We start from the raw sequence: 14,576 nt of genomic DNA, 5'->3' as shown, positions 1-14,576 counted from the left end.
GGAGGGCGCGTGAGCCCGGTGACGGGGCAGCTGGACTGGCTGCTGGGAGAGTTCGTCCGGGAGACCCCGGGCGTGGAGCATGCCCTGCTGGTCTCCAGCGACGGTCTTCGGCTGGCCGCCTCGCCCGGCGTCGGCGTCGTGCTCGGCGACCAGTTGTCCGCAGCGGCGTCCGGCCTGATCAGTCTCGCCCGGGGGACCGCGCAGCTGCTCGGGGCCGGAGCGCTGACCCAGACCATCCTGGAGATGGCCGGCGGCTACCTGTTCATCACGACCGTCGGCCCCGGCGCGACGCTCGCGGTGTACGCGGAGCGGCGCTGCGACATCGGCATGATCGGCTACGAGATGACGATGCTGGCCTCTCGCGTCGGGCATGTGCTGAACCCGGCCCCCCGCACCGCCGGGAGTTGACGCGGTGGCAGCGCAGGACGCTGCCGGCCGCGGGCACAGCGAGCGGCCGGCCGTCGGCGGCCCCTCGGGCGGCCGGGTGGTCCCGGTGTACGCGGTCACCGGTGGCCGAACCCGTTCGACGGGCCGGGAGCTGCCGGTGGAGGCACTCGTGACCCGGACCGGGGCAGCTGGGCGGGCCGACCTGCAACTGGAGTACCACGCCGTCGTGGAGCTGGCTGCCAGGCCGATCTCGGTGATCGAGATCGGCGCGACCCTGCGGGTGCCGGTGGGGGTGGCCCGGGTCCTGGTCGGTGACCTCACCGAGGCCGGCTACCTCGCCGTGCACCTGCCGCCCTCGGCGAGCTCGAACGGCAGGCCCGACCCGGAGATCCTGGAGAGATTGCTGGATGGACTACGTGCGCGGTGACACGGATCGGACCGAGCTGATCCCGCTCAAGGTGCTGGTCGCGGGTGGATTCGGGGCCGGCAAGACCACGCTGGTGACCGCACTGTCGGAGATCCCGCCGCTGCTGACCGAGCAGGAGATGACGACGGCGTCGATCGGCGTCGACGACACCGGACTCGTACCCGAGAAGCGGACCACCACGGTGGCGATGGACTTCGGCCGGATCACCGTCGACGAGTCGTTGCTGCTGTACCTGTTCGGCACGCCCGGGCAGTCGCGGTTCTGGTTCATGTGGGACGAGCTCGCCCGTGGCTGCGTCGGTGCGGTGGTGCTGGTCGATCTGCGGCGGGTGGACGACTGCTTCCCGGCGATCGACTACTTCGAGAACCGCGGGATCCCGTTCGTCGTCGCGGTCAACAGCTTCCCCGGCGCCGACACCTACGACGACGAGACCGTCCTCGACGCGCTGGCGCTGCCGCCCGGCTGCCCGGTCGTGCGGATGGATGCCCGGCAGCCCGAGTCCGGGTTGCGGACGCTCATCGTGCTGGTCGAGCACGCGTTGGCCCGGACCGCGGTCGCCTCCTAACCGCGGCGGGGTTGCGGTGACCACAGCGTGGTGACCGCAACCCCCACTCCGGCGAGCAGTCTGCGGGTGAGCGGCAGGCTGATCCCGATCACGTTCGACGGATCGCCGTCGATCCCCTCGACGAACCACCCGCCCAGGCCGTCCAGGGTGAACGCCCCGGCGACCGCCAGCGGCTCGCCGCTGGCGAGATAGGCCTCCAGCTCCTCCTCGGTCGGCTCGCCGAACCGGACCGTGGTGACGGCGTGCCCCTCGGCGACCCGGTCGATCTCACCGTCGGCCAGTCGCAGCACCGCGTGCCCGGTCACCAGCTCGCCGACGCCGCCGGCCATGGCCCGCCAGCGCTTGCGCGCCTGATCGGCGTCCACCGGTTTGCCGAGGAGCTCACCGTCGATGTGCAGCATCGAGTCGCAGCCGATCACGATCGCATCGGGGTGGGCGTCGGCGATGCGGCGCGCGACCGTCGTGGCCTTCGCCCCCGCCAGCCGGGTGGTCTTCTCACCGGGGGTGGCGTCCGGGACGGTGGCCAGCAGCGCGTCCTCGTCGACATCGGAGACCTCGACGAGGGGGTCGAGCCCGGCCGCGCGGAGGACGGAGAGCCGGGCGGGGGAAGCGGAAGCCAGCACGACGTGCACGTCGGCAGACTGTACGACGCACCGGGAACCGGGATGCGGCCGGCGCCGGTCCCGCGGTTTCGTGTCGGCCCCGCGGCAGCGGGGAACACGCCCGCCGATCACCCCCGGCGAGAACCTGTCTGCGCGACTCCGGGCGACCGCTGCGGACGCAGCCCTCTGCCGCACCCGTTGGGCCGTCCGGTGCGGCCGATTCATCGAGGTGGCGACGAATGGTGCGACCGGCGGATGCGCCTGTACCAGCGCGTACAGCCCGAGCACCGTGATCACCACGGGCAGTGCCGTCATCCGGCGCAGCGCGACGTACCGGCCGGTGACCTGGCCGGCCGGCCACGGCCCACACGGCGGCCAGGGCGATGAGCAGGAGCTGCCCGATGTCCCCATGCCTGGAGACGCCGCTCCGCGCCCGGCCGCGCGGCGTCGGGCCGCAGGTGGGACCCGGCTTGATCCGATCTCCACCCCGGGGTGGGGATCGGGCTCGTGCTCAGCGCGGCCAGGCGGACATGGCCCAGGCACCCGGCCCCGGGCGCAGCGGCGCGCGGAGCCGGGCGACCGGGTCGTTCCAGGCGCTGCGCGGCCCGGCGGAGGGGGCCTCGCCGGAGGCCGCCGCGACCGCGGCCAGCACCACGGTCAGCGCGGCGACCTCGGCGTCCGTCGGCTCGCCGCGGACCACCCGGAACAGCGCACGGCGCTCCTCCGGGGTGGCCTCGGCGGCCCCTGCGGCCTCCGTGGCCCCGGTGGGCTCGGAGGTTTCCTCGGTGCCCACCGCGTCAACGGTCTCCTCGCGGCGCTCGACCGCAGCGTCGTCGGGGCTCTCGCTGCGTTCGGTCACAGCGGGATGTTTCCGTGCTTGCGGGCCGGCGCCGCCTCCCGCTTGGTGGTCAGCATCCGCAGCGCCCGGCCCACGTACCCGCGGGTGTGCGACGGGGGCACGACCGCGTCGATGTAGCCGCGGTCGGCGGCGATGTATGGGTTGCAGAGGGTGTCCTCGTACTCCTGCTGCAGCTCCGCACGCTTGGCGGCGAGCTCGTCGCCCTCCAGGCCCTTGAGCTCCTTGCGGTAGAGGATGCCCACCGCGCCGGACGCGCCGGTCACCGCGATCTGCGCGGTCGGCCAGGCGATGTTGACGTCGGCGCCGAGGTGCTTGGAGCCCATCACGTCGTACGCGCCGCCGTAGGCCTTGCGCGTGATGACGGTGACCTTCGGGACGGTCGCCTCGGCGTAGGCGTAGATCAGCTTGGCGCCGCGGCGGATGATCCCGTTCCATTCCTGCTCGGTGCCGGGCAGGAAGCCGGGCACGTCGACGAACGTGACGACCGGGATGTTGAACGCGTCGCAGGTGCGGACGAACCGGGCCGCCTTCTCCGAGGCGTCGATGTCCAGGCAGCCGGCGAACTGGGTGGGCTGGTTGGCGACCACGCCGACGCTGCGGCCCTCGATGCGGCCGAAGCCGACGACGATGTTCGGCGCGAACAGCTCCTGGACCTCGAGGAACTCGCCCTCGTCGACCACCCGGTTGACCACCTCGCGGATGTCGTACGGGGTGTTCGGCGAGTCCGGGATGATCGTGTCGAGGTCGCGGTCGCTGTCGGTGATGCCGTCCTCGATGGACCCGGCGACCGGCTCCGGAGCCGGGTAGACCGGCGGCTCGGAGAGGTTGTTCGACGGCAGGAAGCTCAGCAGCTCCTTGACGTAGGAGATCGCGTCCTCCTCGTCGGAGCCGAGGTAGTGCGCGACGCCGGACTTCGTGTTGTGCGCCCGGCCGCCGCCGAGCTCCTCCATGCCGACGTCCTCGCCGGTGACCGTCTTGATGACGTCGGGGCCGGTGATGAACATGTGGCTGGTCTCGTCGACCATCACGGTGAAGTCGGTCAGCGCGGGGGAGTACACCGCGCCACCCGCGGACGGGCCCATGATCAGCGAGATCTGCGGGATCACGCCGGAGCTGCGCACGTTGCGGATGAAGATCTCGCCGTAGAGGCCGAGCGCGACCACGCCCTCCTGGATCCGTGCGCCGCCGCCGTCGTTGATGCCGATGACCGGGCAGCCGATCTTGGCGGCGAGGTCCATCACCTTGACGATCTTCTCGCCGTAGACCTCGCCCAGCGAACCGCCGAACACCGTGGCGTCCTGGCTGAACACCGCGACGGGCCGCCCGTCGATCGTGCCGGTGCCGGTCACCACGCCGTCGCCGAACGGGCGCTTGTCCTGCATCCCGAAGTTCGTCGACCGGTGCCGGGTCAGCGCGTCGAGCTCCACGAACGAGCCCGGGTCGAGCAGTTGGTCGATCCGCTCCCGCGCGGTCTGCCGGCCCTTGGCGTGCTGGCGCTCGACCGCCGCCGCGGACCCGGCGTGTACCGCCTCGTCGAAACGCTGATACAGATCCGCCAGCTTGCCGGCGGTGGTGTGCAGATCGGGCTCGACGTCGGGTGCGGCCGACGGGTCCCCCATCGGCTCGGTGGCGGCGCTCATAGGAGCGGAGCCTAACCCGCGGGTAATGCTCCCGGGACGCCGCCGCGGAGCGGTCTGAGTCACGCCGTTGTATCGGATGGGTGAGCGGGTTCGCGCGTTCGGCTCGCCCGGGGGTTCGCCGGGCGCCCGCCCGGGGCCGCCCGCCGCGTCCGGCACCGGTGCACCCGGAGAAATCCCGCACCAGCCGCTACCGTCGCCCTCCGTGACCTGCGAAGCCCCACCCCTGGACGTCGACGCGTTGCGTGCGGCGCTCCTCGCTCCGATCGGCCCGTGGGCGGCGCTGGACCTCGTCGAGCGCACCGGCTCGACCAACGCCGACCTGCTCGCCGCCGCGGCCGCCGGCGCGGTCGATCGCACCGTCCTCGTCGCCGAGCACCAGGAGGCGGGTCGCGGGCGGCTGACCCGGATCTGGGAGTCGCCGCCGCGGTCCGGGATCACGGTCAGCGTGCTGTGGCGGCCCGAGGGGGTGCCGGCCGACCGGTTCGGCTGGCTGCCGATGCTGGCCGGGCTGGCCCTGCTCGACACCGTCCGCGATGTCACCGACGTCCAGGCCGGGCTGAAGTGGCCCAACGACCTGCTGCTCGGCCCCGGGCAGCGCAAGGCCGCGGGGATCCTGGCCGAGATGACCGCGGTCACCGGCGGGGGCCCGGGCGTGGTGCTGGGCATCGGCCTCAACGTCGGCGCGGCCCTCGACGAGCTGCCCCCCGGGGCCACCTCGCTCGCCGCGGAGGGCGCCGAGGTGGACCGCGGCGCGCTGCTGATCACGCTGCTCACCCGGCTCGCCGCACGGGAGAAGCAGTGGCGCGCCGCTGCCGGCGACGCCGAGGCGATCGGGCTGCGCGGGGACTACCGGGCCGGCTGCGCGAGCCTCGGCTCAGCGGTCCGGGTCGAGCTGCCCGGCGGCACGTCGCTGGTCGGGATGGCCGAGGACGTCGACGCACACGGCCGCCTGCTGCTGCTCGGGGCGGACGGTCGGCGGCAGCCGATCGCGGCGGGCGACGTCGTGCACCTGCGCCCCGCGGAGTGATCCGCCCGGTTTGATCCGGCCACTACATTGGCCGGATGGCGTATCCGGACGACCTGCTCGTCGAGGGCGAGCAGGTCGTCATGCACAAGCACCCGCACTGGAAGATGCTGGTGCCGCCGGTGCTGGTCTTCCTGATCACGGTGGGCCTCGCCAGCTATCTGGCCGCGCTGGTCCGCAACCAGAGCTGGGCCTCGTACGGCTGGCTGGGGCTGGCCGCCGTGGCCGGCGCGATGATCATCTGGCTCACGGTCGTACCGGTGGTCCGCTGGCGGACCACCCACTTCGTGGTGACGACGCGGCGGGTGCTGGTCCGGGAGGGGGTGTTCTCCCGGCAGGGCATCGACATCCCGATGAGCCGGATCAACAGCGTCCAGTTCCGTCACACCATCGTCGAACGGCTCCTCGGGTGCGGCACCCTGGTCATCGAATCGGCGTCCGACGAACCGCTGGAGTTCGACGACGTGCCGGGCGTCGAGAAGGTGCACGCGATGCTCTACAACGAGGTGGCCGACAGTGACTAGTCCGACCAGCCCGACCAGCCCGACCAGCCCGACCAGCCCGACCGGCCGACGGCTGCCGATGCACGTGCCCGCCGACGGGCTCCCGGAGCAGGTCACCATCTACGAGGTCGGCGCCCGGGACGGGCTGCAGAACGAGCGCACCGTCGTCCCCGTCGAGGTCAAGGCGGAGTTCCTGGACCGGCTGGCCGGCGCCGGGCTCGGTGTCCTCGAGGCCACCAGCTTCGTGCACCCGAAGTGGGTGCCCCAGCTCGCCGACGCCGCCGACCTGCTGGAGCGGCTCGAACGGCGCAGCGATGTCGACTACCCGGTACTGGTGCCCAACGAGCGTGGCCTGGACCGCGCACTCGACGCCGGCGTGCAGCACATCGCGATCTTCGCCAGCGCCACCGAGACCTTCGCCCGCAAGAACCTCAACCGCACCCTCGACGAGCAGTTCGCGATGTTCGAACCGGTCGTGAAGCGGGCCCGCGGCGAGGGGCTGCGGGTACGGGCCTACGTCTCGATGGCGTTCGGCGACCCGTGGGAGGGCGCGGTCGCGCCGGCCCAGGTCGCGGCGGTGGGCAGGCGGCTGGTCGACATGGGTTGCTGGCAGTTCTCCCTGGGCGACACCATCGGCACCGGGACCCCGGGGCACGCCGAGGCGGTCATCGACGCGTGCGTCGCGGCCGGGCTGGGCGTGGACGTGCTCGCCGTGCACTTCCACGACACCTACGGCCAGGCGCTGGCCAACACGCTGGCCGCGCTGCGCCGCGGGGTCACCACCGTCGACGCGAGCGCCGGCGGGCTGGGCGGCTGCCCGTACGCCGAGTCGGCCACCGGCAACCTGGCCACGGAGGACCTGGTCTGGATGCTCGACGGCCTGGGCATCGCACACGGCGCGAACCTGGACAAGCTGGTCGAGACCAGCACCTGGATGGCCGAGCAGCTGGGCCGCCCGTCCCCGTCCCGGGTGGTGCGGGCGCTGGCCGGTTAGGCGCGGACCCCGAACATCCCGGTGAACGTCGCGCGGTAGACGACGTCCCCGTCGCGCCGGAGCCGGGCCCCGAGCGTGACCAGGCCCATCTCGGGGCGGCTGCGCGAGCGGCGGGCGCCGAGGATCTCCAGGGTCGCGTGCAGCTCGTCACCGGCGAACACCGGCGCCGGCCAGGAGATCTCCTCGCCGCCGGGCGACCCGAGCGCTGTGGAGCGGCTGAGCACGGCGTCGACGTAGGCGCGCATCCACAGCGACGAGGTGAACCAGCCCGACGCCGCCAGCTGGCCGAAGATCGACTCCTTGCCGGCCCGCTCGTCGAGGTGGAACGGCTGCGGATCGAAGCGGCGGGCGAAGGCGATCATCTCGTCGTGGTCGATCACGATCGTGCCCAGGTCGAAGACCCGACCCGGGGTGAAGTCCTCGAAAGCGAGCTCCGGCATGGCGTGACCCTATGTGGTGCGCCCCGCCGGACGCGGGGCGCAGCGACGCGATGCTCGCCACTCGCGGCCGGGGTCAGCGCAGGACGGCGAGCCCGGCCTGCGCGACCTCCCGGTCCTGGGCGTAGTGCCCGCCGCTGACCCCGATCGCCCCGACGACGGCGTCGCCCACCGTCAACGGGTAGCCCTGGCCTCGGCCGCCGCGATGATGCGGTGCGCGGCGGCGGTGCTGATGGTGGACACGGAGACGGTGTCGGTCACGGAGACTCCCTTGTCGATCAGTGACGGTGCGTGCGCATCATGGCCGAAAGCAGCTCAGCGCGGCATCGTGCACCAACCCGTTGGACGACATCCCGTTCCCGCCGGCGAAGGTGGGGGTCCCGGCGAGGTCGGTGAACCGGCCGCCGGCCTCCTCGACGATCACCTGGATCGCGGCCAGGTCCCAGGTGCTCGCGGCCGGGTCGACCGCGAGGTCCAGCACACCCTCGGCGACCAGGCAGTGCTGCCAGAAGTCGCCGAAGGCGCGGGTCTCCCAGCAGCGGTCGGTGAGCTCCAGCCACTGCCCGAGCGTGCCGTTCTCGCGGAACGTGTTCAGGTTCGTGGTGGACACGTAGACGTCGGCGAGGTCCGCCACACCCGACACGACGATCCGCCGCGGCTCGGCGCCGGCTCCGCCGGAGTCCGCCGCCCACGCCCCGGCTCCCGCCGCGGCCCACCAGCGCCGGCCCAGCGCCGGGGCGCTGACCACCCCGACCACCGGCTTGCCGTGCTCGGTGAGCGCGATGAGCGAGGCCCACGCCGGCATGCCGCGGGAGAAGTTCTTGGTGCCGTCGATCGGGTCCAGTACCCAGCCCCGGCCACTCGCCGGTACCGCCCCGCCGCGCTCCTCGCCGAGCACCGCGTCGTCCGGCCGCTCGCCGGCCAGCGCGGCCCGCAGGGCGTCCTCGGCCGCGGTGTCGGCGTCGGTGACGGGGGTGCGGTCGGGTTTGCTGGTCACCCGCAGATCAGCTGCGCGGAACCGGGGGAGGGTGATCGCGTCGGCGATGTCGGCCAGGCGCAGGGCGAGCTGCAGATCGGCATCCACGATCAGCCAGGATCCCAGGCCGCCCGCGGGCGGCCCTCGCCGGTCACGCCGAGGTGACGTCCGAGCCCCGGCGGGGACGGCGCGACACCCCGCCCGGCGACGACCCGGCATACCTCGCTGGTGGGATCTTGCGGCGCGCAACGATGCCTGAACAGCATCGGAGCCTCGCGGCGGCCGGCCTCGAGTCTGTGCGGGGATCGTCCATCACGGTTGCACATCACGTCCCGCGGCCCCTTTGGCCCGCACAGGCATAAGCTGCCTGATGTGACAACCGTCCTGCTGGCCGAGGACGACGCGGCCATCGCCGAACCGCTCTCGCGGGCCCTGCAACGTGAGGGCTACGAGGTGGACGTGGCGTCGGAAGGCGTCGCCGCGCTGGAACGGGTCCGCCTTGGCCATATCGACCTGCTCGTGCTCGACCTCGGCTTGCCCGGGATGGACGGGCTCGAGGTGTGCCGGCGACTCCGCCTGGATTTCCCCGACCTTCCCGTCCTCATGCTGACCGCCCGCACGGACGAGGTGGACTTCGTCGTCGGCCTCGACGCCGGCGCCGACGACTACGTGGGCAAGCCGTTCCGGCTCGCGGAGCTGCTGGCCCGGGTGCGCGCCCTCCTGCGCCGGCTGACCCCGGAGACCGTCGAGGTCGGCGGCGTCCGGATGGAGTTGTCCGGGCGCCGGGTGCTCGTCGACGGCGCCGAGGTCGGCCTCGCGAACAAGGAGTTCGAGCTGTTGCGGGTCCTGCTGCTGCGGGCAGGACAGGTCGTGACCCGGGAGGAGATCCTCCGTGAGGTCTGGAACGACCCGGACCTCAAGACGTCGAAGACGCTGGACATGCACATGTCCTGGCTGCGTCGCAAGATCGGCGGGGAGCGGCGGATCGCCACGGTCCGGGGAGTCGGATTCCGGTTCAACCATGATTGAGAGCCACGACTGACCCATGCGCCGGCGCATCCTGCAGTCGACCCTGTTCGTGGTGGCGATCACCGCGCTGGTGCTGGGTGGCCCGCTGGCCATCACCACCTGGCAGCTCGTCGAGGACTTCACCCGGACCGACCTGACCTCGCGGCTCGAACAGATCGCCGCCCGGCTCGACGACCCGGACGTCAACGACCAGGTGGACAACGCGGCGATCGGGCTGGCCGTCCCGTCCGGCGGGCAGCTCACGCTGACCCTGCCCGGGCGCCCGGAACAGCGGCTGGGTCCCGACGTGGGCCCGAACCCGGTCGCCGAGACGCTCCCGTTCGGCCCGGGCGGCGCGGTGACGCTCGCCCAACCCCGGTCGATCATGCGGGCCGAGCAGGTGCAGGTGACCGTCATCGTGCTGCTGCTGGTGGTGCTGTCGGTGGGCACCGGTGCGGTGGTCGCGACGGTGACCGCGCGGCGGCTGGCCGAGCCGCTGCTCGACGTGGCCGACCGCGCGGCCCGGCTCGGCGCCGGTGACTTCCGCTCGGCGCCGCACCGGCACGGCATCTCCGAGCTCGACCGGGTCTCCGACGTGCTGGACACCTCCGCGGCCGCGCTCGCCGAGCTCGTGCAGCGGGAGCGGGCGCTGGTGGGCGACGTCTCACATCAGCTGCGCAGCAGGCTCACCGCGCTGCAGCTGCGCCTCGACGAGCTGAGCACCCATCCCGACCCGAGTGCCCGCAAGGAGGCACTGGCCGCCCTGGAACAGACCGAGCGGTTGTCCGGGGTGCTCGACGAGCTGCTCGAGGCCGCCCGGCTGGCGCGCGCCGCCGGCGCCGCACCGCTGGATCTGAAGGAGGGCATCACGGCGGTCGCCGAGGAGTGGCGCCCCACGCTGCGCGCGGCCGGGCGCTCGCTCAAGGTGCGGGTTCCCGACGGGCTGCTGGCCCGGGCCACCCCGGCGCGGATCCGGGAGGCCGTCGGCGCGCTCGTCGACAACGCCACCCAGCACGGCGGCGGGACGGTCACGGTGAGCGCCCGGGCCGGGGAGAACACCCTCGTCATCGAGGTCAGCGACACCGGGCCGGGGGTGCCCGAGGAGCTCGTGCCGCACGTGTTCGACCGCGGCGTGTCGGTCGGCTCGTCGACCGGGCTGGGATTGGCGTTGGCCCGGGCCCTCGTCGAGGCTGACGGCGGGCGGCTGGAGCTCTCCCGGGCCCGGCCGGCGACGTTCACGATCTTCCTGCCGGCCGCCCGGGCCGACGACGTGGTGAGCGTGCCGCGCCCGGTCGGGACGCCGCGCTGAGCCGGCCGGTGGCCGGTCAGTCCCCGACCACCGGCACCCGGCGGCGGGCGTTCTCGTCCGGGAAGACGAACCGGCGGAACGCCCACCAGCGGAACACCATGCCTGCCAGCACGCCGATGATCTGACCGCTGACGAAGTCGGCGATCTCCTGGGTGAGCAGGCTGACCCCGGGCACCTTGAGGTCGAGCACGTAGCGCGAGATGGCCAGCGGCGCGGTGTAGACCGCGACGCCGACGCCGCTGATGACGAAGAACAGCGCGGCCTCGTGGTGGCGTTCCCGGCCGCCGCGGGTGCGGAAGGACCACTCGCGGTTGAGCACGTAGGACACGATCGTCGCCACCAGCACCGCGATGACCTTCGCGGTGATCGGCTTCGGCTCCAGCACGGTGCTCTTGAGCACCAGGAAGACGACGGTGTCGATCACCCAGGTGACGCCGCCGACGAAGGCGAACTTCACCAGCTCGCGGTGCTTGATGGCGGCATCGCGGTATTGCTCGGGGAAGCGCGCCAGCACCGATTCGACCACGGACACCTGATCGATCGTGCCAGATGTGCTCACGAACTCACGGGGTGGGCCGCGGCCGTCGGCCCGGTCGACGTAGGCTCTTGACACCGTGAGCACAACCACCGGCGTCCCTGTCGTCGGCATGGTCGGGGCGGGGCAGCTCGCCCGGATGACCCACCAGGCCGCGATCGCGCTCGGCCAGTCCCTGCGGGTCCTGGCCGTCCATTCCGACGAGCCCGCTGCGCTCGTCGCCCCCGACATCGTCCTCGGCACGGTCGACGATCTCGACGCGTTGCGCACCTTCGCCCGCGGCTGCGACGCGGTCACCTTCGACCACGAAGGGGTCCCGCAGGAGCAGCTGCGCGCGCTGGTCGATGCCGGTGTCCCGGTGCACCCCGGCCCGGATGCCCTGCTGCACGCCCAGGACAAGCTGGTCATGCGCCGCCGGCTGGCCGCGATGGGACTGCCGGTGCCGCCCTTCGCCGAGGTGACCAGCGCGGCGGACGTCAAGGCGTTCAGCGCCGACCACGGCTGGCCGGTGATCCTCAAAGCCGTCCGCGGCGGCTATGACGGACGAGGCGTGTGGAAGCTCGACGGCCCCGACCCCGAGCTGGTCGAGGACCTGCTCGCCGCGGGCACCCCGCTGATGGTCGAGCAGGCCGTCACGATGCGCCGCGAGCTGACCGCCCAGGTGGCGCGCTCGCCGTACGGGCAGGCCGCGGCCTGGCCGGTGGTGGAGACCGTCCAGGAGGACGGCCAGTGCGTGCAGGTGCTGGCGCCGGCGCCCGGCCTGGCCGAGGAGACCGCGCTGGCCGCCCAGCAGCTCGCGCTGCGGGTGGCCAGCGAGCTCGGCGTCACCGGCCTGCTGGCCGTCGAGCTGTTCCAGACCGGGGACGGCCCTGAGGGGCTGGTGGTCAACGAGCTGGCCATGCGCCCGCACAACTCCGGGCACTGGACCATCGAGGGCTCCCGCACCTCGCAGTTCGAACAGCACCTGCGCGCGGTTCTGGACTACCCGCTGGGCGTGACCACGCCGACCGCCCCGGTCGTGGTGATGGCCAACGTGCTGGGCGCGGTGAACCCGCCGGGGATGAGCGTCGACGAGCGGGTGCACCACCTGTTCGCCCGGTTCCCGGACGTCAAGGTGCACCTCTACGGCAAGCAGGAGCGCCCGGCACGCAAGGTCGGCCACGTGACGGCGCTCGGTGACGATCTGGACGCCGTCCGGGAGCGGGCGGCGCTCGCCGCGCAGTGGTTGTCGACCGGGGTGTGGTCCGACGGCTGGTCGCCGCACGACGGCGCGGCAGGAGAGGGAGCGGGGTACGCGCGATGACCGAACCGCGGGACGGGGCGCCGCAGGTCGGCGTGATCATGGGCAGCGACTCGGACTGGCCGGTGATGGGGGCCGCGGCCGAGGCGCTGGCCGAGTTCGAGATTCCGCACGAGGTCGGCGTCTACTCCGCGCACCGGACCCCGCAGCGGATGCTCGACTACGCCCGCGACGCCGCCGGCCGTGGCCTGCGGGTGATCATCGCCGGGGCGGGCGGGGCCGCCCACCTGCCCGGGATGGTGGCCGCGGCGACGCCGCTGCCGGTGATCGGGGTGCCCGTCCCGCTGCGCCAGCTCGACGGCCTGGACTCGCTGCTGTCGATCGTCCAGATGCCCGCCGGGGTGCCCGTGGCCACGGTCGCGGTGGGCGGTGCGCGCAACGCCGGCCTGCTCGCCGTGCGGATGCTGGCTGCGGCCGATCCGCAGTTGCGGGCCCGGATGGAGGCGTTCCAGGCGGCGCTCGAGCGCACGGTGCTGGAGAAGGACGCCGCGTTGCGGGCGTCGGTGAACGACACCGCGGCGGGCTGACCGCCGTGGCTGTGTCCGGGCGTGATGTGCCTCGCGCCCGGCTCGGAGAACCGTGTGGTTCCGCGTGCCCGAAAGCCGCTGCAGAGGGTGAGCGGCTGGATGTGGGTGCAGCGCCCGGCCCGCGTGAGACGAAACCGTCCGAATCCGCGATGCCGGGGCCGGAAATCACACGGGGAGCCGTTTCGCGTGCGTATCTCGCCCGGTCCGGAGATGGATCCGCGGGACGCGGTTCGTCCTGCACGTCGCGGGGCCTCTCGATTCGCGTGGCCGGGCGGTGGTCAATGGGGCGGTACGGGGTCGGGGCGTCACCGGGCCCGGCCTCGGGGGAGCGGGCGGAATTCGTGTGGCGGGCCGCGGGGGAGCGGCCGTAGTGTGGCGGTACACGTGAGAGGAGGTGGTCCAGCGTTGATTAGCTACAGGACTCGTGAGGTGGCTGTCCGCTAGCACTACAGGACGCGTCTCCGACGGCCAGTGGAAGCCGGGCAAGTGCCGGCGAATTCCAGGCAGTCACCCGTGATCCCCGGGCCCGAGCCCGTCCAGCTCGGCGTGCGCACCCCATGGTGCGGCCCGGGGATCATGCATGTCCGCAGGCCGGGACGGGCCGCCCCATCCTCCGCCCCGACGACCGGCGCCGCGCCGATCGTCGGCGCCGGGTGACGTGAGCGGCACCCGCAGCGCAGCGTTCGGCGGGGCCGGCGCGACCGCTGTCGCGACTCCTCACGACCCGGCGTTGCGCTGCTCCAGGCGTCCGACCGCTTCCTCGAGCCGGCGCGCGACGTCCTTGAGCTCGTCCGCGGCCTCGACCGGCAGGAGGTCCGCGACCCGGCGGAAGTGCGCCCGGCAGGGCTCGATACCGGCCGCGGTGGCGCCGTCGGCGAGCCAGGCCCGCAGCGCGTGGTTGTGTGCCGCCACGACCGCCGCGGCGGTCACCGCGGCCCGCAGCTCGCCGTCGGGCACGTCGGCCAGGCGCACGCGCAGCTGCCGGGTGAACAGCCGCCGGTAGTGGTCGACGCTGGCGGCCTCCCGGTCGCGCAGCGCGGGAACCTCGTGGGTGAGCCGGAACCGTTTGCGGGCCACCTCGGCGTCGTTGAAGTAGAGGTCGAACACCGTCTCCCCGGCGCGCAGCACCACCGACAGCAGCGGTTCCGACGGGTGCGCGTCGGCGAAGACCGCGGCCACCCGTTCCAGGCAGGACTCGTGGTCGGGGGAGACCGCGTCCTCCTTGCTGCGGAAGTAGCGGAAGAAGGTGCGCCGTCCGACGCCGGCAGCGGCCGCGATGTCGTCGACGGTGGTCTCGTCGTAGCCGCGTCCGGTGAACAGGTCCACTGCGGCGTTCACCAGCTCGCGACGTACCTCGGCGCGGCCCTCCGCGGAGCGACCGCGGCGCGCGGTGGACGGCGCGTCGGCCGAGCGTGTCATGGCACCGAGGGTAGCATCACGTTTGCTAGATGGCACGGAGTGCCGTTACGGTATGTCGACGCAT

18 protein-coding genes are annotated in these 14,576 nt (G+C 73.0%); 10 read left to right on the top strand and 8 right to left on the bottom strand.

Going from position 1 to position 14,576, the window contains the following annotated elements; all coding sequences use genetic code 11:
• The first annotated feature begins 9 nt into the window (after positions 1 to 9).
• The 3 genes from HF526_RS21315 to HF526_RS21305 are packed head-to-tail and all read left to right on the top strand — an operon-like array spanning position 10 to position 1,379.
• Positions 10 to 408, top strand: coding sequence for a roadblock/LC7 domain-containing protein (locus HF526_RS21315; RefSeq protein WP_338051642.1), 399 nt, complete (start codon positions 10 to 12; stop codon positions 406 to 408).
• A 4-nt stretch (positions 409 to 412) separates the two neighbouring features.
• Positions 413 to 814, top strand: a complete 402-nt coding sequence (locus HF526_RS21310) for a DUF742 domain-containing protein (protein ID WP_169383312.1) — start codon at positions 413 to 415, stop codon at positions 812 to 814.
• Positions 795 to 1,379 (top strand): GTP-binding protein, encoded by a 585-nt coding sequence (locus HF526_RS21305; RefSeq protein WP_169383311.1) that lies wholly within the window; start codon positions 795 to 797, stop codon positions 1,377 to 1,379. Before HF526_RS21310 ends, HF526_RS21305 begins: the two co-directional genes overlap by 20 nt.
• Here the strand turns inward: HF526_RS21305 and HF526_RS21300 are convergent.
• From HF526_RS21300 to HF526_RS21290, 3 genes are all read right to left on the bottom strand, one after another.
• Positions 1,376 to 2,011, bottom strand: a complete 636-nt coding sequence (locus tag HF526_RS21300) for a Maf family nucleotide pyrophosphatase (protein WP_169383310.1) — start codon at positions 2,009 to 2,011, stop codon at positions 1,376 to 1,378. The genes HF526_RS21305 and HF526_RS21300 overlap by 4 nt on opposite strands.
• Before the next feature lie 481 nt (positions 2,012 to 2,492).
• Complete coding sequence (locus HF526_RS37020; RefSeq protein WP_338051641.1) at positions 2,493 to 2,840, bottom strand: acyl-CoA carboxylase subunit epsilon; 348 nt, start codon at positions 2,838 to 2,840, stop codon at positions 2,493 to 2,495.
• Positions 2,837 to 4,480 (bottom strand): acyl-CoA carboxylase subunit beta, encoded by a 1,644-nt coding sequence (locus tag HF526_RS21290; protein WP_169383309.1) that lies wholly within the window; start codon positions 4,478 to 4,480, stop codon positions 2,837 to 2,839. Before HF526_RS21290 ends, HF526_RS37020 begins: the two co-directional genes overlap by 4 nt.
• 202 nt (positions 4,481 to 4,682) lie before the next feature.
• Between HF526_RS21290 and HF526_RS21285 the strand changes: the two genes are divergently transcribed.
• The 3 genes from HF526_RS21285 to HF526_RS21275 are packed head-to-tail and all read left to right on the top strand — an operon-like array spanning position 4,683 to position 7,001.
• Entirely contained in the window at positions 4,683 to 5,507 is an 825-nt protein-coding gene (locus tag HF526_RS21285) for a biotin--[acetyl-CoA-carboxylase] ligase (protein WP_338051640.1), read from the top strand.
• A 35-nt stretch (positions 5,508 to 5,542) separates the two neighbouring features.
• Positions 5,543 to 6,028, top strand: coding sequence for a PH domain-containing protein (locus tag HF526_RS21280; RefSeq protein ID WP_169383307.1), 486 nt, complete (start codon positions 5,543 to 5,545; stop codon positions 6,026 to 6,028).
• 58 nt (positions 6,029 to 6,086) lie between these two features.
• The gene (locus HF526_RS21275; protein ID WP_169383341.1) at positions 6,087 to 7,001 is read left to right on the top strand and encodes a hydroxymethylglutaryl-CoA lyase; all 915 of its coding nucleotides are present in this window, start codon (positions 6,087 to 6,089) and stop codon (positions 6,999 to 7,001) included.
• On the opposite strand, the gene HF526_RS21270 is transcribed toward HF526_RS21275, so the two are convergent.
• The 3 genes from HF526_RS21270 to hisN form a co-directional block, all read right to left on the bottom strand.
• Positions 6,998 to 7,441 carry a MaoC family dehydratase gene (locus HF526_RS21270; RefSeq protein WP_169383306.1) on the bottom strand — a complete coding sequence of 148 codons (444 nt, stop codon included), beginning with the start codon at positions 7,439 to 7,441 and terminating at the stop codon, positions 6,998 to 7,000. The genes HF526_RS21275 and HF526_RS21270 overlap by 4 nt on opposite strands.
• Before the next feature lie 73 nt (positions 7,442 to 7,514).
• Complete coding sequence (locus tag HF526_RS21265) at positions 7,515 to 7,616, bottom strand: heme-binding protein (protein WP_169383305.1); 102 nt, start codon at positions 7,614 to 7,616, stop codon at positions 7,515 to 7,517.
• Positions 7,617 to 7,736: 120 nt separating this feature from the next.
• The gene (gene hisN, locus HF526_RS21260; protein WP_338051639.1) at positions 7,737 to 8,522 is read right to left on the bottom strand and encodes a histidinol-phosphatase; all 786 of its coding nucleotides are present in this window, start codon (positions 8,520 to 8,522) and stop codon (positions 7,737 to 7,739) included.
• Between the two features lie 264 nt (positions 8,523 to 8,786).
• Here hisN and HF526_RS21255 point away from each other — a divergent pair, with 264 nt between their 5' ends.
• Together HF526_RS21255 and HF526_RS21250 are read left to right on the top strand one after the other, a co-directional pair.
• A complete protein-coding gene (locus HF526_RS21255; RefSeq protein ID WP_169383303.1) occupies positions 8,787 to 9,443 on the top strand; it encodes a response regulator in 657 nt (218 codons plus the stop codon).
• A 16-nt stretch (positions 9,444 to 9,459) separates the two neighbouring features.
• Positions 9,460 to 10,731: an ATP-binding protein gene (locus HF526_RS21250; RefSeq protein WP_169383302.1), complete on the top strand. Its 1,272-nt coding sequence runs from the start codon at positions 9,460 to 9,462 to the stop codon at positions 10,729 to 10,731.
• A 16-nt stretch (positions 10,732 to 10,747) separates the two neighbouring features.
• Here HF526_RS21250 and HF526_RS21245 read toward each other — a convergent pair whose 3' ends face one another.
• Positions 10,748 to 11,263 (bottom strand): GtrA family protein, encoded by a 516-nt coding sequence (locus tag HF526_RS21245; RefSeq protein ID WP_169383301.1) that lies wholly within the window; start codon positions 11,261 to 11,263, stop codon positions 10,748 to 10,750.
• A gap of 82 nt (positions 11,264 to 11,345) precedes the next feature.
• Here HF526_RS21245 and HF526_RS21240 point away from each other — a divergent pair, with 82 nt between their 5' ends.
• Together HF526_RS21240 and purE are read left to right on the top strand one after the other, a co-directional pair.
• Positions 11,346 to 12,569, top strand: coding sequence for a 5-(carboxyamino)imidazole ribonucleotide synthase (locus tag HF526_RS21240; protein ID WP_169383300.1), 1,224 nt, complete (start codon positions 11,346 to 11,348; stop codon positions 12,567 to 12,569).
• On the top strand, positions 12,566 to 13,093 hold the full coding sequence (gene purE, locus HF526_RS21235) for a 5-(carboxyamino)imidazole ribonucleotide mutase (protein ID WP_169383299.1): 528 nt from the start codon (positions 12,566 to 12,568) through the stop codon (positions 13,091 to 13,093). The genes HF526_RS21240 and purE overlap by 4 nt, the downstream gene beginning before the upstream one ends.
• A gap of 717 nt (positions 13,094 to 13,810) precedes the next feature.
• Here the strand turns inward: purE and HF526_RS21230 are convergent.
• Positions 13,811 to 14,512 (bottom strand): TetR family transcriptional regulator, encoded by a 702-nt coding sequence (locus tag HF526_RS21230; protein ID WP_169383298.1) that lies wholly within the window; start codon positions 14,510 to 14,512, stop codon positions 13,811 to 13,813.
• Positions 14,513 to 14,576 lie beyond the last annotated feature (64 nt).

The sequence above is a fragment of the Pseudonocardia acidicola genome, from assembly GCF_012911935.1.
GTDB classification, from domain to species: Bacteria; Actinomycetota; Actinomycetes; order Mycobacteriales; family Pseudonocardiaceae; genus Pseudonocardia; species Pseudonocardia acidicola.
Note: the sequence above shows the minus strand (reverse complement) of the source record. Positions and strands in the feature narration are given on the sequence as shown.